At 60.9% G+C, this 22,683-nt stretch carries 26 protein-coding genes; 20 read left to right on the forward strand and 6 right to left on the reverse strand.

Annotation, left to right across the window (positions count from 1 at the left end):
* Window positions 1–171: 171 nt before the first annotated feature.
* The 5 genes from AC0JZ8_RS09695 (at window position 172) to AC0JZ8_RS09715 (ending at window position 4,250) form a co-directional block, all read left to right on the forward strand.
* Window positions 172–1,452: a hemolysin family protein gene (locus tag AC0JZ8_RS09695; protein ID WP_113165986.1), complete on the forward strand. Its 1,281-nt coding sequence runs from the start codon at window positions 172–174 to the stop codon at window positions 1,450–1,452.
* 13 nt (window positions 1,453–1,465) lie between these two features.
* Window positions 1,466–2,068 carry a 5-formyltetrahydrofolate cyclo-ligase gene (locus tag AC0JZ8_RS09700; protein WP_471892376.1) on the forward strand — a complete coding sequence of 201 codons (603 nt, stop codon included), beginning with the start codon at window positions 1,466–1,468 and terminating at the stop codon, window positions 2,066–2,068.
* An 11-nt stretch (window positions 2,069–2,079) separates the two neighbouring features.
* On the forward strand, window positions 2,080–2,904 hold the full coding sequence (locus tag AC0JZ8_RS09705) for a TIGR00282 family metallophosphoesterase (RefSeq protein WP_062460799.1): 825 nt from the start codon (window positions 2,080–2,082) through the stop codon (window positions 2,902–2,904).
* A gap of 1 nt (window position 2,905) precedes the next feature.
* Window positions 2,906–3,244, forward strand: a complete 339-nt coding sequence (locus tag AC0JZ8_RS09710; protein ID WP_471892377.1) for a hypothetical protein — start codon at window positions 2,906–2,908, stop codon at window positions 3,242–3,244.
* 142 nt (window positions 3,245–3,386) lie between these two features.
* A complete protein-coding gene (locus tag AC0JZ8_RS09715) occupies window positions 3,387–4,250 on the forward strand; it encodes an MBL fold metallo-hydrolase (protein ID WP_192086066.1) in 864 nt (287 codons plus the stop codon).
* A 33-nt stretch (window positions 4,251–4,283) separates the two neighbouring features.
* On the opposite strand, the gene AC0JZ8_RS09720 is transcribed toward AC0JZ8_RS09715, so the two are convergent.
* Entirely contained in the window at window positions 4,284–4,796 is a 513-nt protein-coding gene (locus AC0JZ8_RS09720; RefSeq protein ID WP_062460791.1) for a pyridoxamine 5'-phosphate oxidase family protein, read from the reverse strand.
* Window positions 4,797–4,937: 141 nt separating this feature from the next.
* Here AC0JZ8_RS09720 and AC0JZ8_RS09725 point away from each other — a divergent pair, with 141 nt between their 5' ends.
* Window positions 4,938–5,684: a YebC/PmpR family DNA-binding transcriptional regulator gene (locus AC0JZ8_RS09725; protein ID WP_471892378.1), complete on the forward strand. Its 747-nt coding sequence runs from the start codon at window positions 4,938–4,940 to the stop codon at window positions 5,682–5,684.
* 57 nt (window positions 5,685–5,741) lie between these two features.
* Here the strand turns inward: AC0JZ8_RS09725 and AC0JZ8_RS09730 are convergent, their stop codons facing one another.
* Window positions 5,742–6,752, reverse strand: a complete 1,011-nt coding sequence (locus AC0JZ8_RS09730) for an LLM class flavin-dependent oxidoreductase (RefSeq protein WP_325263019.1) — start codon at window positions 6,750–6,752, stop codon at window positions 5,742–5,744.
* A gap of 129 nt (window positions 6,753–6,881) precedes the next feature.
* Window positions 6,882–7,733 (reverse strand): hypothetical protein, encoded by an 852-nt coding sequence (locus tag AC0JZ8_RS09735; protein ID WP_471892379.1) that lies wholly within the window; start codon window positions 7,731–7,733, stop codon window positions 6,882–6,884.
* A 218-nt stretch (window positions 7,734–7,951) separates the two neighbouring features.
* Between AC0JZ8_RS09735 and ruvC the strand changes: the two genes are divergently transcribed.
* From ruvC to AC0JZ8_RS09765, 6 genes are all read left to right on the forward strand, one after another.
* Entirely contained in the window at window positions 7,952–8,461 is a 510-nt protein-coding gene (gene ruvC, locus AC0JZ8_RS09740) for a crossover junction endodeoxyribonuclease RuvC (protein ID WP_062460782.1), read from the forward strand.
* 181 nt (window positions 8,462–8,642) lie between these two features.
* Window positions 8,643–9,260, forward strand: a complete 618-nt coding sequence (gene ruvA, locus AC0JZ8_RS09745) for a Holliday junction branch migration protein RuvA (protein WP_062460779.1) — start codon at window positions 8,643–8,645, stop codon at window positions 9,258–9,260.
* A gap of 212 nt (window positions 9,261–9,472) precedes the next feature.
* Complete coding sequence (gene ruvB / locus AC0JZ8_RS09750) at window positions 9,473–10,513, forward strand: Holliday junction branch migration DNA helicase RuvB (protein WP_062460777.1); 1,041 nt, start codon at window positions 9,473–9,475, stop codon at window positions 10,511–10,513.
* A complete protein-coding gene (locus AC0JZ8_RS09755; protein ID WP_471892380.1) occupies window positions 10,506–11,033 on the forward strand; it encodes an NUDIX hydrolase in 528 nt (175 codons plus the stop codon). The genes ruvB and AC0JZ8_RS09755 overlap by 8 nt, the downstream gene beginning before the upstream one ends.
* Before the next feature lie 55 nt (window positions 11,034–11,088).
* Window positions 11,089–11,310 (forward strand): hypervirulence associated TUDOR domain-containing protein, encoded by a 222-nt coding sequence (locus AC0JZ8_RS09760; RefSeq protein WP_062460771.1) that lies wholly within the window; start codon window positions 11,089–11,091, stop codon window positions 11,308–11,310.
* A complete protein-coding gene (locus tag AC0JZ8_RS09765; RefSeq protein WP_430242479.1) occupies window positions 11,303–11,728 on the forward strand; it encodes a hypothetical protein in 426 nt (141 codons plus the stop codon). The genes AC0JZ8_RS09760 and AC0JZ8_RS09765 overlap by 8 nt, the downstream gene beginning before the upstream one ends.
* 18 nt (window positions 11,729–11,746) lie before the next feature.
* Here the strand turns inward: AC0JZ8_RS09765 and AC0JZ8_RS09770 are convergent, their stop codons facing one another.
* From AC0JZ8_RS09770 to AC0JZ8_RS09780, 3 genes are read right to left on the reverse strand one after another with little or no spacing between them, the layout of a single operon-like run.
* Window positions 11,747–12,616, reverse strand: a complete 870-nt coding sequence (locus tag AC0JZ8_RS09770) for an NAD-dependent epimerase/dehydratase family protein (RefSeq protein ID WP_471892381.1) — start codon at window positions 12,614–12,616, stop codon at window positions 11,747–11,749.
* Window positions 12,613–13,422, reverse strand: a complete 810-nt coding sequence (locus AC0JZ8_RS09775; protein ID WP_471892382.1) for a glycosyltransferase — start codon at window positions 13,420–13,422, stop codon at window positions 12,613–12,615. The genes AC0JZ8_RS09770 and AC0JZ8_RS09775 overlap by 4 nt, the downstream gene beginning before the upstream one ends.
* A gap of 7 nt (window positions 13,423–13,429) precedes the next feature.
* On the reverse strand, window positions 13,430–14,650 hold the full coding sequence (locus tag AC0JZ8_RS09780; protein WP_113165977.1) for an NAD-dependent epimerase/dehydratase family protein: 1,221 nt from the start codon (window positions 14,648–14,650) through the stop codon (window positions 13,430–13,432).
* Window positions 14,651–14,772: 122 nt separating this feature from the next.
* Here AC0JZ8_RS09780 and ybgC point away from each other — a divergent pair, with 122 nt between their 5' ends.
* From ybgC to tilS, 8 genes are all read left to right on the forward strand, one after another.
* Window positions 14,773–15,222 (forward strand): tol-pal system-associated acyl-CoA thioesterase, encoded by a 450-nt coding sequence (gene ybgC / locus AC0JZ8_RS09785; protein WP_471893349.1) that lies wholly within the window; start codon window positions 14,773–14,775, stop codon window positions 15,220–15,222.
* Between the two features lie 267 nt (window positions 15,223–15,489).
* Entirely contained in the window at window positions 15,490–16,209 is a 720-nt protein-coding gene (gene tolQ / locus AC0JZ8_RS09790; RefSeq protein ID WP_062582426.1) for a protein TolQ, read from the forward strand.
* A 27-nt stretch (window positions 16,210–16,236) separates the two neighbouring features.
* Window positions 16,237–16,695 (forward strand): protein TolR, encoded by a 459-nt coding sequence (gene tolR, locus AC0JZ8_RS09795; protein ID WP_062460755.1) that lies wholly within the window; start codon window positions 16,237–16,239, stop codon window positions 16,693–16,695.
* Window positions 16,696–16,704: 9 nt separating this feature from the next.
* A complete protein-coding gene (locus AC0JZ8_RS09800) occupies window positions 16,705–17,886 on the forward strand; it encodes a hypothetical protein (RefSeq protein ID WP_471892383.1) in 1,182 nt (393 codons plus the stop codon).
* Window positions 17,887–17,897: 11 nt separating this feature from the next.
* Window positions 17,898–19,202, forward strand: coding sequence for a Tol-Pal system beta propeller repeat protein TolB (tolB, locus tag AC0JZ8_RS09805; RefSeq protein WP_062460748.1), 1,305 nt, complete (start codon window positions 17,898–17,900; stop codon window positions 19,200–19,202).
* A 173-nt stretch (window positions 19,203–19,375) separates the two neighbouring features.
* Entirely contained in the window at window positions 19,376–19,918 is a 543-nt protein-coding gene (gene pal, locus AC0JZ8_RS09810; RefSeq protein ID WP_062460745.1) for a peptidoglycan-associated lipoprotein Pal, read from the forward strand.
* 305 nt (window positions 19,919–20,223) lie between these two features.
* On the forward strand, window positions 20,224–21,246 hold the full coding sequence (gene ybgF, locus AC0JZ8_RS09815) for a tol-pal system protein YbgF (protein ID WP_113109796.1): 1,023 nt from the start codon (window positions 20,224–20,226) through the stop codon (window positions 21,244–21,246).
* Window positions 21,247–21,256: 10 nt separating this feature from the next.
* Entirely contained in the window at window positions 21,257–22,591 is a 1,335-nt protein-coding gene (gene tilS / locus AC0JZ8_RS09820; protein WP_471892384.1) for a tRNA lysidine(34) synthetase TilS, read from the forward strand.
* Window positions 22,592–22,683: the final 92 nt, after the last annotated feature.

Here is a 22,683-nt window from a genome sequence, read left to right on the forward strand (position 1 = left end):
CGAGCGAAGGTGCATAGCTCCGAGAACCCCCAAGGATTGCGGGCGGTTTTCCGAACTGTGCGCGAAGCAGCGCCGAGGCGCCCATAGGGTGCGTTCGATAACGGTTCTCGTTGAAGTGGGCCGTGGCGTCAGTTTTGCAGGCAGGATATTGTTCCAGATTAAGAGCCCCTTTTGTTAACCGAAATATTCATCGTCGTTGCACTCACCATTCTCAATGGTGTCCTCGCAATGTCGGAACTTGCCGTCGTGTCCTCGCGTCCCGTGCGTCTCCGGGTCATGGCAGAGCAGGGAAATCGTGGCGCAGCTGCCGCCATCAAGCTGGCTGAAGATCCAGGCCGCTTCCTTTCCTCCGTTCAGATCGGCATCACTCTTGTCGGCGTTCTCTCCGGTGCGTTTTCCGGTGCAACGCTCGGCACCCGTCTGACCAACTGGCTGTCCGAGCAGGGTATGCCGCAAAACTTCGCCGACTGGCTCGGCGTCGGCGGTGTCGTCGTGGTCATCACCTATATGTCGCTGATTGTCGGCGAACTCGTGCCGAAGCAGATCGCATTGCGGGCGCCTGAGCTCGTGGCCGCCAAAGTGGCGCCGGCGATGAAGATGGTCGCGACAATCGGTGCCCCGGTCGTGTGGTTTCTCGATATCTCGGGTCGGTTTCTTCTGGCCCTTCTCGGCCAGAGCGGGGAATCGAACGAGAAAGTCACCGACGAGGAAATCCGCACCGTGCTTGCCGAAGCGCATAGCGCGGGCGTGATCGAGACCGAGGAATCGGCGATGATCTCCGGCGTCATGCGACTGGCCGACCGTACCGCGCGCGGCCTCATGACGCCACGCCGCGATGTGGAGGTGCTCGATACCGAAGATGAGCCCGAAGAGCTTCGTGCCCAGCTGCGGGCGACGACACGCTCGCGTCTGCCTGTACGCAAGGGCTCGTCGGACGAGATCCAGGGCGTGCTCTTCGTCAAGGACGCCTATGAATTCATGGCCGGCGGCAGGGGCGGCGATCCCGCCTCGCTGATGCGCGAAGCGCCTGTCGTTTCCGACCTGACCGGCGCGCTCGACGTCATTCAGGCTTTGCGCAAATCCCCGGCTCACATGGTTCTCGTCTATGACGAGTATGGCCATTTCGAAGGTATCATCACCTCGGGCGACGTGCTCGAAGCCATCACTGGCGTGTTCCAGGAGGACGAGGTTGAAGAACCCGCCATCGTTGCACGGGAAGATGGATCCTACCTCGTTGCCGGCTGGATGGCGGTTGACGAGTTCTCCGCACAGATGGGCGTGCCGATCGAAGAAGATCCGGGTTACGAGACCGTTGCAGGCTTCGTTCTCGACGAGCTGAAGCATCTGCCGGAACTGGGCGAGAAGTTCACCTCACGAGGCTGGGTCTTCGAGGTGATCGATCTCGACGGCCGCCGGATCGACAAGCTGCTGCTTTCCAGAGCACCAGACTGACGGCACGAAACCGATGAGCGAGCCTCTTCCCGACAACCCCATGCGCAAGACGGAACTGCGGCGCCAGAGACTTGCCGCACGGGACGCTTTGTTGCCTGCCGAAAGGGTCGAGAAGAGCTTGGCGCTTGCGGTTCACAGCGCAGGCGCAATCGCGTTGCAGGCCGGAGCGATCGTTTCCGGCTTTCTGCCGATCCGGTCGGAGGTGGATCTCCATCCTCTGATGACGTTGCTGCGGGATCGCGGCGCGCGCATCTGCGTGCCCGTCGTCCTCGACACGGAAACGATCGTGTTTCGCGAACTGACGCCTGAGACGGTGCTTGTGCCCGGTACGTTCGGGACCTCGGGTCCTGGACCCGAGGAGGAAGAACTCGAGCCCGAGATCATGCTCGTGCCACTGGCCGCATTCGACGCCCGCGGTCACCGGATCGGCTATGGCGGCGGATATTATGACCGGGCCATTCACCGTTTGCGCGAAAAAGGCTTGAACCCGTGGTTGATCGGCATTGCATTCGACTGCCAGGAAGTGGCATCAGTGCCTGAAGAACCTCATGATATGAAGCTCGATGCCGTCTTGACCGAAAGCGGCTATCGGCCTTTCGCGGATATGCCCGCGTAGATTGGACAAGCATGCGTCTTTTGTTTCTGGGTGACATGGTCGGCAAAACCGGCCGTACGGCGGTTTGGGACAAGTTGCCGGGGCTGGTGTCCGACCTGAAACTCGACTTCGTCATCGTCAACGGCGAGAATGCCGCTGGTGGCTTCGGCATTACCGAGGAGATCTTTCTCGAGACGATCAATGCCGGTGCCGACGTCGTCACGACAGGCAACCATGTCTGGGACCAGAAGGAAGCCGTCGGGTTTGCCGGTCGCCACGACCAGTTCCTGCGCCCGGCCAACTATCCGGCCGGCACTCCCGGCAAGGGATCCGGCATCTTCTACGGCCGCAACGGCGCCCGCATCCTCGTCGCCAACATCATGGGCCGGGTCTTCATGCATCCGGAACTCGACGATCCCTTCAAGTCCGCCGAGGCGATCCTTGCCGCTGCTCCGCTGAAGGAACAGGCGGATGCCATCATCTTCGACTTCCATGCGGAAGCCACCAGCGAAAAGCAGTGTTTCGGCCATTTCGTCGATGGCCGCGCATCGCTCGTCGTCGGCACCCATACGCATGTGCCGACCGCCGATTGCCAGATCCTGAACGGCGGCACCGGCTACATGTCGGATGCCGGCATGTGCGGCGACTACGATTCGTCGCTAGGCATGGACAAGGAAGAGCCGCTCAACCGGTTCATCTCGAAAATGCCGAAGGGCCGTTTCGAGGCGGCAAACGGTCCCGCGACGATCTGCGGTCTCGGCATCGAGATTTCCGACACGACGGGACTGGCCGAGAAGATCGAGCCGCTCCGGATCGGGCCGCGGCTCGCGGAGACCATTCCGAGCTTCTGGCGGTAGAATGGTTCGGGCGCTGCTTCTGTTTGCGGTTATGATGCTTCCGGTTTTCGGGGCATCGGCACAGCAAAGCGTCCAGCCTTCAGCCGGAACGTGGGCTCAGAAGAAGTGCAGTTTCTACGCCAAGGCCTGGCACGACCTGCTTTCGATGTCCGCTGGCGGCGACGTTACTCGTGCTTTCATTGCGGGGAACGAGGGCTTCATTGCAGCCGGCTGCTCCAACGGTGCGGATGTGTGCCCGTCGTCCAAGGGTGATATCGATCTTGCCAATAGCCTCACCATGGCCGCGATGAACTTCGGGACAGCGAGCTCATTCCTGCCCTTCGTCTGCCGGACGCGTTGAGGCGCTAACCACTCAATGACATGATTGTGAGACGACCACGGCGCTTCGTCGCTGGACGCTTCGCCATGCTTGCCGCATCCTGAGCCCCGGAATGGCATGAACGCATCGGCTCGATTTTTCGCAACGCGGTTCGGGGTGTGGCATGAAGCTGCGAACGCTGGCATTCGGTTTTTCGGCTCTCATTCTATCCGCCATATCGGCGCTGGCGCAGGAGGGCGGGTTGCCGGTCAGCCAATGCCAGGCGATTGCGCAGAACCTGCCGGGCGAGAATTTCCCCCATGTCCGCTATGCCAGCTTCAATCCCTCGGGTCCCACGCTTGCGCCAGTCATCAAACCGGTAAACCTGTCGGCGCGGGAAGAGGTGAAGATAACCTTCGTCGGCCACTCGACCTATTTTATCGAGAGCCCCGACGGTATCGGCATCGCCACCGATTACAGCGGCGTTCACCAGCCGTCGCGGATGCCTGACGTGGTGACGATGAACAAGGCGCATTCCACCCACTACACGATGATGCCGGATCCTGCGATCGCCCACGTGATGCGCGGATGGAGCGATGTGCCGGGTGAAAAGGCCGAGCATCGGGAAATGGTCGGGGATGTCTATATCCGCAATGTCGTCTCGGATATCCGCAACTGGGGCGGCGGGATCGAGCCGGACGGCAACTCGATCTTCATCTTCGAAGTCGCCGGTCTCTGCATCGGGCATCTCGGCCACCTGCATTTCGAACTCAACGAACAGCAGTACACGCAGATCGGTCGGCTCGATATTCTGATGGTGCCGGTCGATGGTGGTTTGACGATGGGGGCGGACAGCATGAGCCGCGTCGTTCAACGGCTGCGGTCGTCGCTGATCCTGCCGATGCACCGTTTCGGACCGCCGCTCGAGCGGTTCCTGTCGATGTTCGACGGCAAGTTCGAGATCGCCTACGCGCCAAGCGAGACGATCACCGTGTCGATGCGCAGCCTGCCGAAGAAGCCGACGATCATGGTGCCGCGAGGGCTGTGACAGGGGCTGCTTAAGCCCCTGTCTTTCGTTTGATCAGGCGTGACGCGTGAAGGTCAGGCGCTTGTTGACGCCGACTTCCGGCATCTTCTCGTCATTCAGGTTCGCCTTGGCGATTTCCCAGCCGAACTTGAGCGTGCTGTCGGTCGACGCCCAGATTTCGGCGTCGTCGACGCGGAAGGCCAGCATGGTCAGATGCGGATCGGACTTACCGTGTTCGTACCAGGCAGCCGTCACGGCGCTCCAGTATTCATCGATCTTCGCCTCGTCCTTGCGGACTTCCAGGGTGCCCGAGAGGCAGGCGTGGTAATCGTGATCCTTGCCGACCACGTTGAAGTGGGCGCGGGAGGCTGTGCCGAGCGCCTTCACCAGATCCGTATCGGTCCTGGTATAGAACCAGATCGTGTTGGTCTCGGAATCGACATTCGGCGCCATCGGCTGGAAGTGCATGTGCGCACCTTCGATGCCGAGCATGCCCGCATGGATTCCGTTGATTTCGTCCCACATCTGACGTTCGGGGGCTTCGCGTGCTTCGGTAAGGCTCGCCATCTATAATTCTCCTTCTTTGTCGTGCGGTTGAAGAACGGAGGCGGGGCGGGGTTTGTTCCTCATCCGAAAGGCTCTTGAACGGCCTCCGCTTCGAAACTATAAGGCGGCACAATTCCAGATAATGATGCAGACAGGGGTGCCATGGCTGGCCATTCACAGTTCAAGAACATCATGCACCGCAAGGGCAAGCAGGACGGTATCCGTTCCAAGATGTTCTCCAAGCTTGCACGCGAAATCACCGTTGCGGCAAAATCCGGTCTACCCGACCCGGATATGAACGCGGCGCTGCGCCTTGCCGTTCAAAACGCCAAAGCGCAGTCGATGCCGAAGGACAATATCGACCGCGCCATCAAGAAGGCGTCGGGCGCCGATGCTGAGAACTATGACGCGGTGCGTTACGAGGGCTATGGTCCCGGCGGCACAGCCGTGATCGTCGAAGCGCTGACCGATAACCGCAATCGTACCGCCTCCAACGTCCGCTCGATCTTTACCAAGGCCGGCGGCGCTCTTGGCGAAACCGGTTCGGTGTCCTTCTCCTTCGACCATGTCGGCGAGATCACCTACAAGGCGTCGGTCGGCGATGCGGATACGGTCATGGAAGCTGCGATCGAAGCGGGTGCCGACGATGTGATTTCCGACGAGGAAGGCCACACGATCATCTGCGGGTTTGAGGCGCTCGGTGAAGTCTCCAAGGCGCTCGACGCCACGCTCGGCGGTGCCGAGACCGTCAAGTCGATCTGGAAGCCGCAGAACTCGATCGAAGTCGACGAGGAACGCGCGCTGTCGCTGATGAAGCTGATCGGCAATCTCGAAGACGACGACGACGTGCAGAACGTCTATTCGAACTTCGAAGTCTCTGATGAGGTCATGGCCAAGTTGTCGGCCTGATCGCCTCTCTAGTCCTGAAATGAAGCGGGCCGGTCGTTGAGACCGGCCCGTATTCGTTTACGCGGCTCGCTGCAGCTGGCTATCCATCAGCGACAGCTGCGAAAACAATTCCACCGAGCGGAGACGCTTGTCGATATCGTGGATCGGCATCGAGATGATGAGCTCGTCGGCCTGGGTTTCGGCCAGGAACTCACCAAGCTTGCGTTCGATGGTTCGCGGCGAGCCGACCGCTGCGTAGCGCAGCGTGTGCTCCACATTCATCTTCTCCATCGGCGTCCAGAAGCCGTCCATCGTATCGAGCGGTTTCGGGAAAAGGCCGCGCACGTTCTTGCGCAGGTTGACAAACTGCTGCTGCGACGAGGTGAAGAGCCTGTTTGCTTCCTCATCCGTATCTGCTGCCACACCCATGACACCGGCCATCACATACGGTTTGTCGAGATCCGCCGAGGGCTGGAAGCGATCGCGGTAGATGGCGATCGCGTCGAGCAGCATATCTGGCGCAAAATGCGAGGCAAACGCGTAGGGGAGACCCAAAACTGCCGCCACATGGGCGCTGTAGGTCGAGGAGCCGAGCAGCCAGATCGGCACATTCGCCTCGGTTCCCGGCACGGCAAGGATTGCCTGGTTCGGGACGGGCGTTCCGAGCAGATGCTTGAGCTCAACGATATCCTGCGGGAAGTTCTCCGCGCCGGCATCGAGATTGCGTCTCAGCGCATTTGCCGTTCGCATGTCGGTTCCGGGCGCACGGCCGAGGCCGAGATCGACGCGGCCGGGGAGCAGCGCTTCCAGCGTGCCGAACTGTTCGGCGATCACAAGAGGAGAATGGTTCGGCAGCATGATGCCGCCGGAGCCAACCCGGATGGTCTTGGTCGCGGCGCCGACATGGGCGATGACGAGCGCGGTGGCCGCGCTGGCAATGCCCGGCATGCCATGGTGTTCGGCAAGCCAGAGGCGGTTATAGCCATGCTGTTCGGCTTTGATCGCCAGCCTGCGGGACTGGTCGAGAGCCTGGCTGACGGAATACCCTTCGCCGATCAGCGAAAGGTCGAGAATGGAAAACGGGATCATCGGCATATCCTGAAATGGATAGGAAAACGTGTTCTCCCTATCTAGGCAGCCGGTCTTGCAAATACGACCCCGCCGGCGACGAAAGTCGCTCGGCGGGGTCGGTGGAGGTCCGACAGTGAGGTCGCTGCCTCAGGTCTTGATCAGGCGCAGGAAGGGCTTGCGACCTCCCGACGACGGGGGCGATCCTTCAGGCGGAAAGACTGGTGGCGCCGGCAAAATGGTCACGTCGGAGTAGCGTGCGGCAGCGCGATCAATCTCGCCGATGCTGCGGTTCAGACTGTCGAGAACAAGCGGCGTGGTCAGGATTTCGGGGGCCCGGGCATCCTTTGCCTTGGCCATTTCGTCGAGCTCGCCACGGATAGCCTCGGCCTCGGCCGCCTGAGCATCGGCGGATTCGGTCAGTTCCTCGACATTCTGGGCCAATGCATCGACGTAAAGGCCGATCGCACGCAGTTCGCGCTCGATCTCTTCGGTCTTGGCGCGGATTGCGCTCATGCCTGTATCACTGGGCGTACCGGCCGACAGTTCCATCGTCTCAATGAGCTTCAACGCGGCAGCGACCGCTTCGCGCGGTCGGCGCATGTCAAGCTTGGTGTTGTGGGCGATCGTGCCGACATGACGGGTGATTGCCTGACGCTGCTTGGCGCTTCTCTCATGCGCGCTGGTCTTTGACTTCGCGCGGGTAATTCTGTCTGCCTGATCCTGGCGGGCCTGAGCCTGGCTGCGCAGGATGGCGGCCATGGCTTCGGTGTCGGCCCGCATCGTCTCGACACTCGAAACGACGGTGCCGATGGTCCGGTCGATTGTTGCGAGGCCACGATTGAAATCGCGGCGCATGCCCTCGAAACGAAGGGGCATGGGTTCATCAAGTGTGGTGCGGATATCACCGCTTGCAAAGCGGCGCAGACCGCCGTCCAGGATGTCGGCGGTTCTGCGAAGATCGCGCAGCTCGGTCTCATTCCGATCATAGTCCCGTATCATTCGGGCGCCTCCTCGTGATTCTTAAGAAACCCTTTGTGACGAACCAACGCCATTAGGAAAAGGTTGTTGCGGTTGGATCACCACTTCTGCCCAAAACGATGCGGTTATGGTTAACAAAATATGAACGCTTCCGACGGCTTCGGTCCGCATGTTGGCCTGCAGAGTCACTCCGCGTTTCGGCCTTGGCGCAGGATTCCCGGCGTGACACAACAGTTGCCATGACAAAACCGATTCGCATCATCGGCATCGATCCGGGGCTTCGCCGCACAGGGTGGGGTGTTATCGAGACACTGGGAAACTCGTTGCGCTTTGTGGCATCGGGGACGGTCGTGTCCGACGGTGATATCGACCTTGCCTCGCGCCTCTGCCAGCTGCACGATGGTCTGGCCGAAGTTGTGCATACCTACACGCCAGACGAGGCGGCGGTCGAGCAGACGTTCGTCAACAAGGATGCGGTGGCGACGTTGAAGCTTGGTCAGGCGCGTGGCGTCGTGATGCTGGTGCCGGCGCGTGCCGGGTTGCCTGTTTCCGAATATGCGCCAAACGCGGTCAAGAAAGCGGTCATCGGCGTTGGCCATGGCGAGAAGCAGCAGATCCACATGATGGTGAAGATCCTGATGCCGAAGGCGGAGTTCAAGGGTAACGATGCCGCCGACGCGCTGGCGATCGCCATCTGCCACGCCCATAACCGCGTTGCAAACCGCATGCGCCAAGCTTTGGCCGGCTGACGCATCAGCCTCCTCTGTTCTTGACTTGTTCTGCCGCCCTCAGTAGGTATTTCGGCAGAGGCCGTACGCTCGCATCGGCTTCTGACGCGCGATGCAGCGCGCTATCGTGCCTGTTTCCCGATGCTCGGCATCATGATTTCCGGAACCCATTCTCCTTCATCCTCAGCGGCGGACCTAAAACATGATCGGCAAGCTCAAAGGCACTATCGACGAGATCGGCGAGGACTACGCGCTCGTTGACGTGCACGGCGTCTGCTACGAAGCCTTCTGTTCGGCCCGCACGCTGGCCCGCCTCAATGTGGGCGAAGCGGCAGTGCTGTTTATCGAGACCTATGTGCGCGAGGACCAGCTGAAACTGTTCGGCTTCCTGTCGGCACTGGAGCGCGAGTGGTTCAACCTCCTGCAGAGCGTGCAGGGCGTCGGCGCCAAGGTGGCGCTGGCCTTGCTCTCAACGCTGACACCGGGCGAACTGGCCAATGCGATTGCGCTGCAGGACAAGACCGCAGTTTCGCGGGCACCCGGCGTCGGCCCCAAGGTCGCCGTCCGCATTGTCACCGAACTCAAGAACAAGGCGCCCGCCTTTGCCGGCGAGGCATCCGCCAATATCGGCTTCAAGCAGGAACTGGGCGAGGGCGTGGCGTCTGCGCCCGTCAGCGATGCGGTCTCGGCGCTCACCAATCTTGGCTATTCTCGCGATCAGGCGGCCAATGCAGTCGCCGCAGCTTTGAAGGCAGCCGGTGAGGATGCCGACAGCGCCAAGCTGATCCGGCTGGGTCTGAAGGAACTGGCGAGGTCGTGATATCCGGGGTAAGCACTGGGATATCGATAGGGCCAGACGATTACGGGAAGTAACAGATTGGGTGCGTTCACGACTATGGCTCTTGAAGGTCAGATCAGGATAGCGATCAAGGGTCGCGACGTGCCGAGAGTTGCTGCTCCACATGGCCGGTGCCACTGCTCCATGACATCAGACACAAAGGCCGCATGCGCGCCCGAGATGGAATTTCTTGCATGACCGACGAAAACCGCCTCATCTCGCCGGAAAAACGGGGCGAAGATTTCGATACGGCGCTGCGCCCGCAGTCGCTCGACGAGTTTACCGGGCAGGCAGAGGCTCGCGCCAACCTCAAGATCTTCATCGAGGCCGCCAAGAACCGGGGCGAGGCCCTGGATCACGTGCTGTTCGTCGGCCCGCCGGGTCTCGGCAAGACCACGCTTGCGCAGATCATGGCCAAGGAACTGGGCGTGAATTTCCGCTCGACCTCCGGTCCCGTGATTGCCAAGGCCGGCGATCTGGCGGCGCTTCTCACCAATCTCGAAGACCGCGACGTGCTGTTCATCGATGAAATCCACCGTCTCAACCCGGCGGTCGAGGAAATCCTCTATCCGGCGATGGAGGATTTCCAGCTCGATCTGATCATCGGCGAAGGGCCGTCGGCACGGTCGGTCAAGATCGACCTGTCGAAATTCACGCTGGTTGCGGCGACCACCCGTATCGGGCTGTTGACGACGCCGCTGCGCGACCGGTTCGGGATTCCCGTGCGCTTGTCGTTCTACACGGTCGAGGAACTGGAAGGCATCGTCCGGCGTGGTGCGCGCCTGATGAACCTGCCGATGACCGATGGCGGCGCGCGCGAGATCGCACGGCGCGCCCGTGGCACGCCGCGTATCGCCGGACGGCTGTTGCGCCGTGTGCGTGATTTCGCCGAAGTGGCGCGTGCGGAAGCCGTGACCAAGGAGATCGCCGACGAGGCGCTGATCCGCCTCAATGTCGACCACGCCGGTTTCGACCAGCTCGACAAGCGCTATCTCAACATGATCGCCGTCAACTTCGGCGGCGGGCCCGTGGGTATCGAGACGATCGCGGCGGGACTTTCGGAGCCGCGCGACGCGATCGAGGACATTATCGAGCCCTACATGATCCAGCAGGGCTTTATCCAGCGCACGCCGCGGGGCAGGGTGCTGACGGCAGTCGCCTGGAAGCATCTCGGCCTGCAGCCGCCCAAGGATATGGAAGCGGCCCAGTTCAGGATCAGTTTCGACGATGAGTAAAAGCGACGAACCCCAGGATTTGCGCATCCGGATGAAGTTCAAGCCGAAGCGCATTTTTCAGATGCGCATCGCGGGGCTTGGTTTCCGCGATGGCCATGTGCTGGTGCACCGCGCCGTGCATGAGACGTTCTGGACCTTTCCCGGCGGACGCGCGGAAGTGGGCGAAACCTCCGAGGAAACCCTGAAACGCGAGATGGTCGAGGAACTCGGGGCGGAGGTGAAAGTCGGACGGCTGCTGTGGGCGGTCGAGAACTTCTTCCGCTATGAAGAGCGCGACTGGCACGAACTCGGCTTCTACTATCTGATGGAGCTGCCGGAGAGTTTCCCGTTTCATCCGACCGATATCGTCCATCGGATCGTCGACACGCACGAACTCGAGTTCAAGTGGGTGAAGGCGACGAGGGTCTCGTTGAAGGCGCTGGATATCCCGCCGTATTTTATCGCGGAGGAAATCGAAGATCTGCCAGCGAGCCCGAAACACGTGGTCTGGCGCGATGGCGATCTCGATCTGAAAGACTGATGTTGGAACATCCTTTGCTCGCTTGAGTTTTTTCAGGAGTAGAAGGAGATGATCCATGCAGAAGATCAGCGTCGGAAACGAAGTCGAATGGAAATGGGGAAAGTCGAAGGCCGAAGGTAAGGTCGCCGAGAAGTTCACCAAGGATGTCGAGCGCAAGATCAAGGGCAAGACGATCAAGCGCAAGGCGGATGCCGACAAGCCCGCCTTCCTCGTCAAGCAGGAAGACGGCGACAAGGTTTTGAAAAGCCAATCGGAGCTGAAGAAGACCGATGGCTGAAAGATCTTCGCACGACCATCAGCACGAGCAGTCTAAGACTCGCGCGCGCAGCCCGTCCAAACCATCGCAGCTTGACCACAAGCCGCCGGCCGACGTTGCGGCTGCGGCCGAGAAGGGCTTGAAGCTGCGCGCCGAATACCGCCGCGGCGGCACGACGGTCGGGATAGCACGCGCTCGCGATCTTCAGCATCGCAAGCATCTGTCGGAACAGACGGTGAAGCGGATGGTGAGCTACTTCAAGCGTCACAATGTCGACAAGCGCTCCGACAATTTCGGCGACGACGGCAACCCATCTGCTGGTTACATTGCCTGGCTTCTGTGGGGCGGCGACGCCGGCCAGAAGTGGGCTGAAGAGCACATGAAGCAGATCGACAAGACGAAGCAAGAGGCCAAGACGCAACGCGCCTCGTCCCACTAGGTCGTAGCGTGGATGAGATCAGGAGGAGGCGAGGCGGCGAATTGTTTGCGCAAGCAGCGGTTTGCCACCGCCCCTCCAGCCAAGCGCCTCGATCTTTGCCGTCGGCATGACGCGCACTTGCGACAGATCAGCCTTCTCGGGCAAGCGGCGGCCATTGTCGACGTGACTGAGGATTTCGCTTCGATCGGTGAGTATGTCTGACACGTTGAAACTTTCGCCGGCGATCCTGGAGGCTTCGGCTTCCAGCATCAGACGAACGGCGGAGCCGACATCGCTGCCGTTTACTTCCGTTCCCGCACGCGGTTCAATGACGCCGCCGGAACGGTAGGTTTCAAACATCTGATCCCATTTGTTGGGTCTCAGATGTCCGTAGACACCAGTCAACCGCAGGCTTGCGGTCGAAAAGTGCGCGTCGCAAAGCCCGGCGACTGCCAATTCGCCTTTATGCTTGATTTCGCCGTAGAGACTTGTCGGTGACAGATCCGTGTCTTCGATCAGCGGCAACCCGTCAGGCAGGCCGTCATAGACAGCGCGGCTGGAGATGAGGACGGCGCGGCGGAGACCGGCTCGTTTGGCAGTCTCGAACAGTTTCATCGTGCCATTGAGGTTCATGCGGGCAAACCGCGTGGGATCGTCGCCTTCGCCGCCCCGGTATTTTCCCGCGACGTGGTCGAAGGCGGCGTGGACGAAGAAATCGGCACCGGTGAAGACATCACTCTGGTCGAGATCGGGATCGAGCGAGAGGGGGACGAATTCGACTGGTTTCGAGAACAGGTCGGGTTGCGGCCGTGTCCGGCCGCCGACGGTGACCGTGTAGCTGGCGTCCAGCAACGCTTCGACGATATAGCGGCCAACGAGTCCGGTCCCGCCGGAGACGAGGACTTTCATGGTAACGGCGCCGGATTGGGCAGCGCGGTGATGTCGGGCGAGCGCCCTTCGTAAAAGTTCCACCAGAGATCGATCAGAGGTTTCAACTGCTGCGCCTTCGGGTGATCCTTCTCCCAGGGCTTTTCATACTGGTAGTGGAGGATGCCGATGCTTTCCCAGTTCCAGAGATCGGGCATTGCGAACCACACATATTGCAGCATGTTCATGGTCACCGGCAGGCCGTGCCAGTCCGGAAAGAAGTGTTCCAGAAACGTCTGGTCGGTGCGCCGCCAGAAGGCGTCGGGAACGTCCAGCGCCGCCATCATACCGTCGAAGGTCTGCAGCGATGGCTTGGCCACGAACACGCCGGAGTTCATCCGGTGGAAGTCGGCCATGCTCTCGTAGACGTTCGGTGCCGCGGAAAACTCCGGATAGGCAAACAGCTTGTCGATGTTCTTCAGCATCAGCGCGTCGGCATCGATGAAAACTGTTGTGTCGTACTCGGTCAGTTGCCACAGGCGCAGCTTGCAGAAGTTGTCGAGCGGCGTGTGGAACTCCGGCTTGTTGCCTTTGGTAAAGGGCGCCGCCCCATGCAGGTTCTTTCGGGCGTGACGGTCGTTGAACGCGTCGGACAGGGGGAGGTGCGCGACTTCCACCAGCCTGCAGCCCAGGGCCTCGAGCGGGCCAAGGTCGGAAGCTGAGACCGCAGCCGTATGCAGCACGACGATCTCGGCCGTGGTCCCGGTCAGTTTGATCGACCGGGCCAGTGCCGTGGCGCCCATCGCGTAATCGGCATTGGTGACGAGGGTGACGAAGGCGTTTTTCATTGCGCCATCACGAGACGGATTTCAGCCGCATGCCTTCCGGATCGTGCTCCACTTTGGCGGCGATATCGCGCGTCCAGGCGGAAACGGCGGGGACACGGCTGCGATCGACGCGGTAGGCGTATTTCTTCGCGACATCAACGATCTCGGCGAGCAGGCCTTCGCCGAGCGTGGTTGGCTGCAGGCCAAGGCTCAGGAACTTGTCGTTCTTCACGACGAGATCGTTTTCGGGGGCTTCCTTGCGCGGGTTGGGCAGCCAGGCAATCTGCGCGCCACTCATCTTGGAGATCATTTCGGCCAGATCGCGCACCCGGTGGGTTTCCGTCATCTGGTTAAAGATCTCGACCCGGTTGTTGCGGGCAGGCGGTGTGTTGAGCGCGATCTCGATGCAGCGCACCGAATCCTGAATATGGATGAAGGCGCGCGTCTGGCCGCCGGTTCCGTGTACCGTCAAGGGATACCCGATCGCCGACTGGATCAGGAAGCGGTTGAGAACAGTGCCGTAGTCGCCGTCGTAGTCGAACCTGTTGATCAGCTGCTCGTGGCGGCGGGTCTGCTCCGTGTGGGTTCCCCAGACGATGCCCTGGTGGAGGTCGGTGATCCGCAGGCCGTCGTTCTTGGCATAGAAGGCAAACAGCTGCTGATCGAGGCATTTCGTCATGTGGTAGATCGAGCCGGGATTGCTCGGGTAAAGGATCTCCTGGCTGACGGTGCGGCCATCCATCGTCTCGATACCGACCGGGAGATACCCTTCCGGGATCGCCGCGCCGACGGTCGAGTAGCCATAGACACCCATTGTGCCCAGGTGGATGAGATGCGCGTCGAGGTCGAGCTCGACCATGGCGTTCAACAGATTGTGCGTGGCGTTGACGTTGTTGTTGACAGTGTAGTTCTTGTGGCGGTCGCTCTTCATCGAATAGGGCGCTGCCCGTTGTTCGGCGAAATGGATGATGGCGTCTGGCCGGTTCGCCGCCAGCCAACCCTTCAGAAGCTCGTAATCCTTGGCAAGGTCGATCAGGTGAAAGTGGATGCGGCGGCCGGTCTCGGCGTGCCAGATGCGGGTCCGTTCCTGAATGCTGTCCATCGGCGTCAGCGACTGAACACCGAGTTCCGTATCGATCCAGCGGCGCGACAGGTTATCGAGAATATGCACCTCGTGGCCGGCATCGGACAGGTGAAGCGATGTCGGCCAGCCGACGAAACCATCGCCGCCGAGGACTGCAATCTTCATGAATGTTCTCTCCGTTCGCGGGTGCCCTATTTTATGCGGGCGGGAAGTATGACAGGACACCGAAAGTGGATCGGTATTCCGCCTTTATCCAGGGGATGAAGATGGAATTTCAAGGCAAGCTTATGACAGAGCAGAATTTTTTGTTATCCGGAGAACTGATCGAGGGCGGTCACAGCCTCGTCCAGCGGGTCTATTACGAGGACACGGACTTCTCCGGCCTTGTCTATCACGCCCGCTACCTGCACTTTCTCGAGCGCGGCCGAACCGATTATCTGCGTTGCCTCGGCTGCGAACAGAGCGTGCTTCTGTCGGCGGATGAGGAGGGGCTGGTCTTCGTCGTGCACCGCATGGAGATCGACTTCAAGCAACCGGCCCGGATGGACGATATCCTGACGATCCGGACGATCACCGAAAAGGCCGGTGGCGCCAAGATGGTGCTGACCCAGGAAATCCGCCGCGGCGAAACGCTGCTGATTGCGGCGAAGGTGGTCATCGCCGTCATCAACAGACACGGCCGTCCACGACGACTGCCGGAGGCGATCGTGGAGAAGTTTCTAACAGTGCCGATCTGAGCTTCAGACAATAGAGCCAAAGCGCTGATCAAGCTTGCGGCCGTAACACATTATTAACGATAATGTAGTCTTACTAACCCGTGAGGAATTTGTGCAACGCACGCCTTCCTTTGACCAAATTTGAAGGCGAGAAGCCAAGCTGAAAACTCAGGACATCTTGGGCGTTAGGCGGCGATCTCGGCGGACAGAAACATTCTCGCGAGAGCGCGCTTTGGAACCCGCCCGGTTGTGAAATGCCGGGCGTTTGGATTCGGGGATTGAAGACAGATGGAACAGGTAGCTCTGGAAGCTGCGACGCATGACGTGAGCCTTTGGGCGCTGTTCATGCAGGCCGGACTGATCGTCAAGATGGTGATGATCGGGCTGATGGGTGCCTCGGTCTGGACCTGGGCGATCGTCATCGACAAATATATGGCCTTTTCAAAGGCGCGGCGTCAGTTCGATCAGTTCGAACAGGTGTTCTGGTCGGGTCAGTCGCTCGAAGAACTCTACCGCACCCTTGGCGAGCGCCAGAATACAGGCCTTGCCGCCATCTTCGTCGCTGCCATGCGCGAGTGGAAAAAGAGCTTTGAACGCGGCGCCCGTTCGCCGATCGGTCTCCAGATGCGTATCGACCGCGCCATGGACGTGACGATGTCGCGTGAAGGCGAGGCCTACGAGGCACGTCTTGGGTCGCTCGCAACCATCGGTTCGGCCGGTCCGTTCATCGGTCTGTTCGGTACCGTCATCGGTATCATGACCTCCTTCCAGGCGATCGCCGGATCGAAGTCCACCAACCTTGCGGTCGTTGCACCGGGTATCGCCGAAGCGCTCTTGGCAACCGCCATCGGCCTTGTCGCCGCTATCCCGGCGGTTATCGCCTACAACCGTTTCATGGGCGAAGCTGGCAAGCTTTCATCGCGGATGGAAGGTTTTGCCGACGAGTTCTCGGCCATCCTTTCGCGCCAGATCGACGAGAAGCTGCAGCCACGCCAGGCCGCTCAGTAATCAGGCACAACGCCAGGAGTAAGCACCATGGGCATGTCGGCCGGAGGAGCAAAGTCGGGAGGCGGTCGTCGCGGACGTCGCGGTGGGCGCAGCCGTAGCGGCGCGATCAGCGAAATCAACGTCACGCCGCTTGTCGACGTCATGCTCGTGCTTCTCATCATCTTCATGGTCGCCGCACCGATGATGACTGTCGGCGTGCCGATCGACCTGCCTGAAACCCAGGCCAAGGCGATGAATTCCGATACGCAGCCGATCACCGTTTCGGTCAATCCGGAAGGGCAGATCTTCCTGCAGGAAACCCCGATCACGATCGACGAGATCCTGCCGAAGCTGCAGGCGATCGCCACGACCGGCTATAACGAGCGCATCTATGTGCGTGGCGACACTGCCGCTGCCTATGGCGTGGTGATGAAGGTCATGGCCCGCATTTCGTCTGCCGGCTACAAGAACCTCGGCCTCGTTACCCTTCAGGAACAGGAGCAGTGATCCCACGCCATGAAGGGTAGTATCGGCACATCGCTGGTTCTCCATTCGGTGCTTCTCGGCTGGGCGCTTGTCTCGCTGAGTTCACCGATGCAGCTCAACGTCGCCGACGTCGAGGCGCTGCCGGTCGACATCGTCCCGGTGGAATCGATCACCCAGATGCAGCAGGGCGACAAGAAGGCGCCTCTCACCGAAAAGCCTTCGGTGAAGGAAACCAAGAACCAGAAGGTCGTCGAAAACGCCGAGAATGCCGGCGAGAGCGACATCGACCTGAAGTCCCCGCCGACACCGGCCAAGAAGCCCCTGAAGACCGAAGCCGCCGCCGCGCCAAAGCCGGTGGAGCGCCCGACGCCGACCCCGACGGACGAGGACAACCAGGTCAAGGATATCGTCAAGGAAGAGACGGCGCCGAAGCCTCAGGAAGTGGCAGCGCTGCCGCAGCCGAAGCCGGAGCCGACCCCGCCAAAGCCCGAGCCGACGCCGCCCAAGGCCGAGACACCGCCACCGACCCCAACTCCGACCGAAGCCAAGACCGAGGAAGCGCCGCTTCCCAACAGCGTTCCGCTGCCGGCCGCCAAGCCGAAGCAGGAACCGCCGAAGGAGCAGGCAAAGCCCGTCGAAAAGCCGGTCGAGAAGAAGCCTGACCCACCGAAGCCGACAGAAACCGCCAAGGCGGATACCAAGGCGACGGAAGCTTCAAAGCCGACCGACAAGAAGGAAGGCAAGAAGCAGGAGACGGCCAAGTCCTCGTCTTCCAAGGCCAGCGACTTCAATGCCGACCAGATCGCAGCGCTTCTCAACAAGCAGGATGCGTCGGGCGGCGGTGCGAAGCGTTCCACTTCGTCTGCTTCCACGGGCAGCACGAAGCCGTCGACCGGTTCGAAGCTCAGCGTCAGCGAAATGGACGCACTGCGCGGCCAGATCGGCAAGAACTGGTCCTATATCGCCGGCATCGAAGGTGCAGAAGGCGTGGTCATCCGCGTCCATATGCGGCTCGACCAGTCGGGCATGATCGTCGGCGAACCCGAAGTTTCCTCAAGCGGCGGTTCAGATACGGCCCGCCGGACGCTTGAATCCAGCGCGCGCCGCGCTGTCTTGCGTTCGTCGCCGTTCAAGAACCTGCCGGCAGACAAATACGATGCGTGGAGCGAAGTCATCGTGAACTTCAGCCCCAGCGATCTTGATATGCTTTGAAAGGCCAAACCATGATCAGACGTTCCTTCCTCGGGCTCATGATGGCGTCCGCCGGTGCCGCCGCGATCTCCAACCCCGCAAACGCGGTGGTCGAGATCAACATCAACAAGGGCAATGTTGAGCCGCTGCCGATCGCGATTACCGATTTCCTGTCCAACAACGAGCTTGGCCCGCAGATTTCGCAGGTTATCGCCGCCGATCTTCAGCGCTCGGGCCTCTTTGCGCCTGTCAACAAGCAGGCGTTCATCGAAAAGATCACCGATCCGGGCCGCGCGCCGCGTTTCGAAGACTGGAAGGCGATCAACGCCCAGGCGCTGGTCGTCGGCCGTGTCAGCCGTGAAGGCGACGGTCGTCTGCGCGCCGAATTCCGTCTCTGGGATACGTTTGCCGGCCAGCAGATGACCGGCCAGCAGTTCTTTACTCAGCCGGAAAACTGGCGTCGTCTGGCGCACATCATCGCCGACGCGATCTATAAGCAGATCACCGGCGAGCAGGGCTACTTTGACACCCGCGTCGTGTTCGTATCCGAAAGCGGTCCGAAGACTGCCCGTCAGCGTCAGTTGGCAATCATGGACCAGGACGGTTTCAACGTCCGCATGCTGACCGGCACCAAGGATCTCGTGCTGACGCCGCGCTTTTCGCCAAGCCGTCAGGAAGTCACCTACATGTCGTTCGAGGGCAACCAGCCGCGGGTCTACCTGCTGCAGCTGGAAACCGGACAGCGCGAAGTGGTGGGCAATTTCCCCGGCATGACGTTCTCGCCGCGCTTCTCGCCTGACGGTCAGAAGGTGATCATGAGCCTTCAGCAGGAAGGCAACGCCAATATCTACACGATGGACCTGCGTTCGCGCACGACGACGCGCCTGACGTCGACGGCTGCGATCGATACCGCGCCATCCTATTCGCCCGATGGTGCGCGCATCACGTTCGAAAGCGACCGAGGCGGCCGCCAGCAAATCTATGTGATGGGTGCAGACGGTTCGGGCCAGAGCCGCGTCTCGTTCGGCGATGGTTCCTATTCGACGCCGGTCTGGTCGCCGCGTGGCGATCTGATCGCGTTCACCAAGCAGTCGGGCGGCAAGTTCTCGATCGGCGTGATGCGTCCGGACGGTTCCGGCGAGCGCATTCTGACATCGGGCTTCCATAACGAGGGTCCGACCTGGGCACCGAACGGTCGCGTTCTGATGTTCTTCCGTCAGAATGCCGGTGCCGGTGGTCCGCAGTTGTATTCGATCGATCTCAGCGGCTATAACGAGCAGATGGTCAAGACACCGGCATTCGGGTCCGATCCGGCCTGGTCGCCGCTTCTTGAATAGGAGGCACGTTTGAGGCGCGGCAGATCTGCCGCGCTTGCGTTCCAACCGGCAGCGAACGAGTGAAAAATAGGGCACCGGAAGGAATTCGTTAACCATAAGCGTTTGATCATGGTTAACCTAAATCCGTTAGAGTTCGGCAACTCTTAAATTAAATGATCAAGGAGAGAACGGCCATGAGCCGCATTCATACCCCGGCGATGAGCCGTATGCAGACCCTCGCTCGCAACCCGGCCGTCATCGCTCTGACGCTGGCCCTCGCTCTCGCAGGCTGCGCGAACAAGAAGAACCTTCCGAACAACGCGGGTGACCTTGGCCTCAACGGCGGTGGCGCCGGCGGCTCGGCGACACCTGGTTCGAGCCAGGACTTCACGGTCAATGTCGGCGACCGGATCTTCTTCGATACGGACTCGACCTCGATCCGTGCAGATGCCCAGCAGACGCTCGATCGTCAGGCTCAGTGGCTGCAGCGTTACCCGAACTACGCGATCACCGTCGAAGGCCATGCCGACGAACGCGGTACACGCGAATACAACCTGGCACTCGGCGCCCGTCGCGCTTCGTCCACCAAGGAATATCTTGCTTCGCGCGGCATTCCTGCCAACCGCATCAAGACCATTTCCTTCGGCAAGGAACGTCCGGTCGCAGTTTGCGACGACATCTCCTGCTGGTCGCAGAACCGCCGCGCGGTTACCGTTCTCGGTGGCGCTGGCATGTAATGCCGGTGAGGGGCGGGGCCAGTCCCCGTTCCACACATGACATTTTGGTGAGAAAAGGTGGCCTTCGCGCCACCTTTTTTGTTTTTCCTTAGTTTGGCCCCGTTTCCCTTGATTTTGAACGTCGACTTGGTTGCTTTTTGACGGCAGTTCAGAAAAATCCGTATTGCGCCAATCCGGCGCAAGCTACAGCGCCGCGCACCGGGTTTCCGATGCGCACAGCGCGTTGTAGAACATAGGTTGCGCTTCGTTCTTTCCGAAAGCCATTCCGGCTTAAGGGCCGAAGCGCGGGAAGCAGGACGGACGACATGAAGAAAATTGTCTTGGCAGCGATGCTGGGGCTGGCGGCGATGGCGGGCCCTGCTGGGGCCTTCTCATTTCCGAAACTCTTCCAGGGCGAGCAAAGCGTTCCGCAACAGCCGCAGGCCGAACAACGGCCTGTGATCCTCGCGCAGGGCGGCGATGCCGTCCGGACGCAGCAGCTTCAGGAAGAGGTACGGCAGCTTAACGGCCGTATCGAGGAAATGAGTTATCAGCTCCTGCAGATGCAGGAACAACTGCGCAAAACGCAGGAAGATAACGAATTCCGTTTCCAGGACCTGGAAAAGAAGAAGAGAAGCGACTTGGGCGACACGGGCGGGCAACCGGCCGTGGCGTCCAACCGCCCTTCGTCTTCGGCTTCCTCCGGCGAAACCTCCCCACCCGCCGCGCAAGGCGCCGACGACGTGGCTCGCATCATCGGTGAGCCATCCAGCCCATCCGCGACCACAGGCAACCGCGCCGCACCTGCGCCAACAACGCTTGGATCGATGAATCTCGACACGAGCGGAAATACTGTCGGTGCGTCCCGCAACGACAATGCCCGCAATTCGGCCGGTCTTCCCGGTGTTGCTTCCGGCTCGTCGCGCAGCGGTGGGTCGCAGGATCCGCAGCAGACGGCCTCGCTTGGCAGTGAGGGCGACAGCTACAAGATCGCCTATGACCATGTTCTTTCCGGCGACTACCCGCTCGCCGAGAAAGAATTCTCCAGCTACCTCGCCAGCTACCCGAAGAGCTCACGGGCCGCAGACGCCAATTTCTGGCTCGGCGAAGCGCAGTTCTCGCAGGCGAAATATGCCGATGCGGCAAAGACCTTTCTCAACGCGCACCAGACCTATGGCAAGTCCGCCAAGGCGCCGGAAATGCTGCTGAAGCTCGGCATGTCGCTTGCGGCTCTCGACAACAAGGATACGGCCTGCGCAACGCTTCGCGAGGTTCCCAAGCGCTATCCGAATGCGCAGCGTGCCGTGCTCGGCAAGGTGACGACCGAGCAGAAGCGGCTGTCCTGCTGATCCTGCGGCGGTGACCACCCCGGATCCATCCCCGCCGTCAGCGGTTCGTGAATTTGTCGCCGGTCTTTCAAGGCCGGCGAAACTGCTTGTGGGGATCTCCGGCGGCAGTGATTCGACCGGGCTTCTGCTCGCGCTTCAGGAGGCGCTGGCCACTGACCCGGAAGGCGGAATCGAACTTGCCGCCGCCACGATCGATCATGCGCTGCGAGCCGAATCAGGCGCGGAGGCCGGCGCGGTGGCATCTCTTTGCGCACGCATGGGCATCCCCCACACGATCCGCCGCTGGGACGGCGACAAACCAACGACCGGCATTCCGGCTGCTGCACGAGAAGCTCGCTACCGGCTGCTGATGGAGATCGCTGATGAGATCGCAGCCACCGCCATCCTCACGGGCCATACGCTGGACGACCAGATCGAAACGGTGGCGATGCGCGCAGTGCGCAACGGCACGAAGGGCAAGCTGGGTCTGGCGGGCATGGCAGGTGCAGTCCTGCTCGACAGACGGCGCTGGCTGCTGCGACCGTTTCTGTCTGTGCGTCGCTCAGCGATCCGGGATTTTCTTGCAGCGGGAGGCGAGGGCTGGATCGACGACCCGAGCAATCTCGACAGCCATTACGAGAGGGTCAGAACTCGAAATGCCCTCACGGGCATCGAAACGGTGACGATGGACGAGATCGCTGCGGCCGGCGCTTCGCGAACGCGTCTGTCCCGCCAAGCGGCGGAACTGGCCCGCGAGCAGCTGACCATCAGCCATGGGGTTCTCTCCTACCTGCGGGTCGAAGCATTGGGCGGCGATCCACTGGCTCGGGACCATCTGCTCGGACATCTCATCGCGCTCCTGGGCGGACGGGAACACGTTCCTTCGACCGAGACGATGACACGGGTCGCGGCATTTTTGGATGGCCGGCACCTCGGCCGAATGTCTGCAGGGCGGGTCATCTTCGATCTGCGTCGGGATGGGCTGTATCTTTACCGGGAAAGCCGCAATCTGAACCCTGTTCGCATCGCGGCGGGGGCGTTGAAGGTCTGGGATGGCCGATACCGCGTCCACAACCCAACCAATAGCGAAATCGTGATCGGGCCGACAATTCCCGATCGCACGCTGGCGGGCTCGCTTTTCCCGAATGCGCCCGGGTCGGTCGCGATGCGGGCCATGGCGGCAATGCCACAGGTGCAAACACTCGAAACTGGCCTGCTGCACGCGATTGACATGCACCCGGTCCTGGGGACGTTCGAACGCTTCCTGTCGCAGTTCGAGCTCGAGATTGCAGCCCGGTTCGCCGATTTGGTCGGATGCGACGATATACCCCCGCTTCCGGTTAAGCTTTCGCAGCGGAAAAGCTAGGCGTCCGTGCCGGTTCGCCTTGGCAATGCCAAAGCTCAACCCTATGTTAGGTTCCAAGAAGGGCGGTCGCCATGATGTGACCGTTGGCATAC

This window comes from Velazquezella soli, from assembly GCF_977018685.1.

Excerpts from the sequence above, each read along its gene's own strand:
- AC0JZ8_RS09700 (WP_471892376.1), top strand. The coding sequence starts at position 1,466 with ATGAGCGAGCCTCTTCCCGACAACCCCATGCGCAAGACGGAACTGCGG.
- AC0JZ8_RS09705 (WP_062460799.1), top strand. The coding sequence starts at position 2,080 with ATGCGTCTTTTGTTTCTGGGTGACATGGTCGGCAAAACCGGCCGTACG.
- AC0JZ8_RS09710 (WP_471892377.1), top strand. The coding sequence starts at position 2,906 with ATGGTTCGGGCGCTGCTTCTGTTTGCGGTTATGATGCTTCCGGTTTTC.
- AC0JZ8_RS09715 (WP_192086066.1), top strand. The coding sequence starts at position 3,387 with ATGAAGCTGCGAACGCTGGCATTCGGTTTTTCGGCTCTCATTCTATCC.
- AC0JZ8_RS09720 (WP_062460791.1), bottom strand. The coding sequence starts at position 4,796 with ATGGCGAGCCTTACCGAAGCACGCGAAGCCCCCGAACGTCAGATGTGG.
- AC0JZ8_RS09725 (WP_471892378.1), top strand. The coding sequence starts at position 4,938 with ATGGCTGGCCATTCACAGTTCAAGAACATCATGCACCGCAAGGGCAAG.
- AC0JZ8_RS09730 (WP_325263019.1), bottom strand. The coding sequence starts at position 6,752 with ATGATCCCGTTTTCCATTCTCGACCTTTCGCTGATCGGCGAAGGGTAT.
- AC0JZ8_RS09735 (WP_471892379.1), bottom strand. The coding sequence starts at position 7,733 with ATGATACGGGACTATGATCGGAATGAGACCGAGCTGCGCGATCTTCGC.
- ruvC (WP_062460782.1), top strand. The coding sequence starts at position 7,952 with ATGACAAAACCGATTCGCATCATCGGCATCGATCCGGGGCTTCGCCGC.
- ruvA (WP_062460779.1), top strand. The coding sequence starts at position 8,643 with ATGATCGGCAAGCTCAAAGGCACTATCGACGAGATCGGCGAGGACTAC.
- ruvB (WP_062460777.1), top strand. The coding sequence starts at position 9,473 with ATGACCGACGAAAACCGCCTCATCTCGCCGGAAAAACGGGGCGAAGAT.
- AC0JZ8_RS09755 (WP_471892380.1), top strand. The coding sequence starts at position 10,506 with ATGAGTAAAAGCGACGAACCCCAGGATTTGCGCATCCGGATGAAGTTC.
- AC0JZ8_RS09760 (WP_062460771.1), top strand. The coding sequence starts at position 11,089 with ATGCAGAAGATCAGCGTCGGAAACGAAGTCGAATGGAAATGGGGAAAG.
- AC0JZ8_RS09765 (WP_430242479.1), top strand. The coding sequence starts at position 11,303 with ATGGCTGAAAGATCTTCGCACGACCATCAGCACGAGCAGTCTAAGACT.
- AC0JZ8_RS09770 (WP_471892381.1), bottom strand. The coding sequence starts at position 12,616 with ATGAAAGTCCTCGTCTCCGGCGGGACCGGACTCGTTGGCCGCTATATC.
- AC0JZ8_RS09775 (WP_471892382.1), bottom strand. The coding sequence starts at position 13,422 with ATGAAAAACGCCTTCGTCACCCTCGTCACCAATGCCGATTACGCGATG.
- AC0JZ8_RS09780 (WP_113165977.1), bottom strand. The coding sequence starts at position 14,650 with ATGAAGATTGCAGTCCTCGGCGGCGATGGTTTCGTCGGCTGGCCGACA.
- ybgC (WP_471893349.1), top strand. The coding sequence starts at position 14,773 with ATGACAGAGCAGAATTTTTTGTTATCCGGAGAACTGATCGAGGGCGGT.
- tolQ (WP_062582426.1), top strand. The coding sequence starts at position 15,490 with ATGGAACAGGTAGCTCTGGAAGCTGCGACGCATGACGTGAGCCTTTGG.
- tolR (WP_062460755.1), top strand. The coding sequence starts at position 16,237 with ATGGGCATGTCGGCCGGAGGAGCAAAGTCGGGAGGCGGTCGTCGCGGA.
- AC0JZ8_RS09800 (WP_471892383.1), top strand. The coding sequence starts at position 16,705 with ATGAAGGGTAGTATCGGCACATCGCTGGTTCTCCATTCGGTGCTTCTC.
- tolB (WP_062460748.1), top strand. The coding sequence starts at position 17,898 with ATGATCAGACGTTCCTTCCTCGGGCTCATGATGGCGTCCGCCGGTGCC.
- pal (WP_062460745.1), top strand. The coding sequence starts at position 19,376 with ATGAGCCGCATTCATACCCCGGCGATGAGCCGTATGCAGACCCTCGCT.
- ybgF (WP_113109796.1), top strand. The coding sequence starts at position 20,224 with ATGAAGAAAATTGTCTTGGCAGCGATGCTGGGGCTGGCGGCGATGGCG.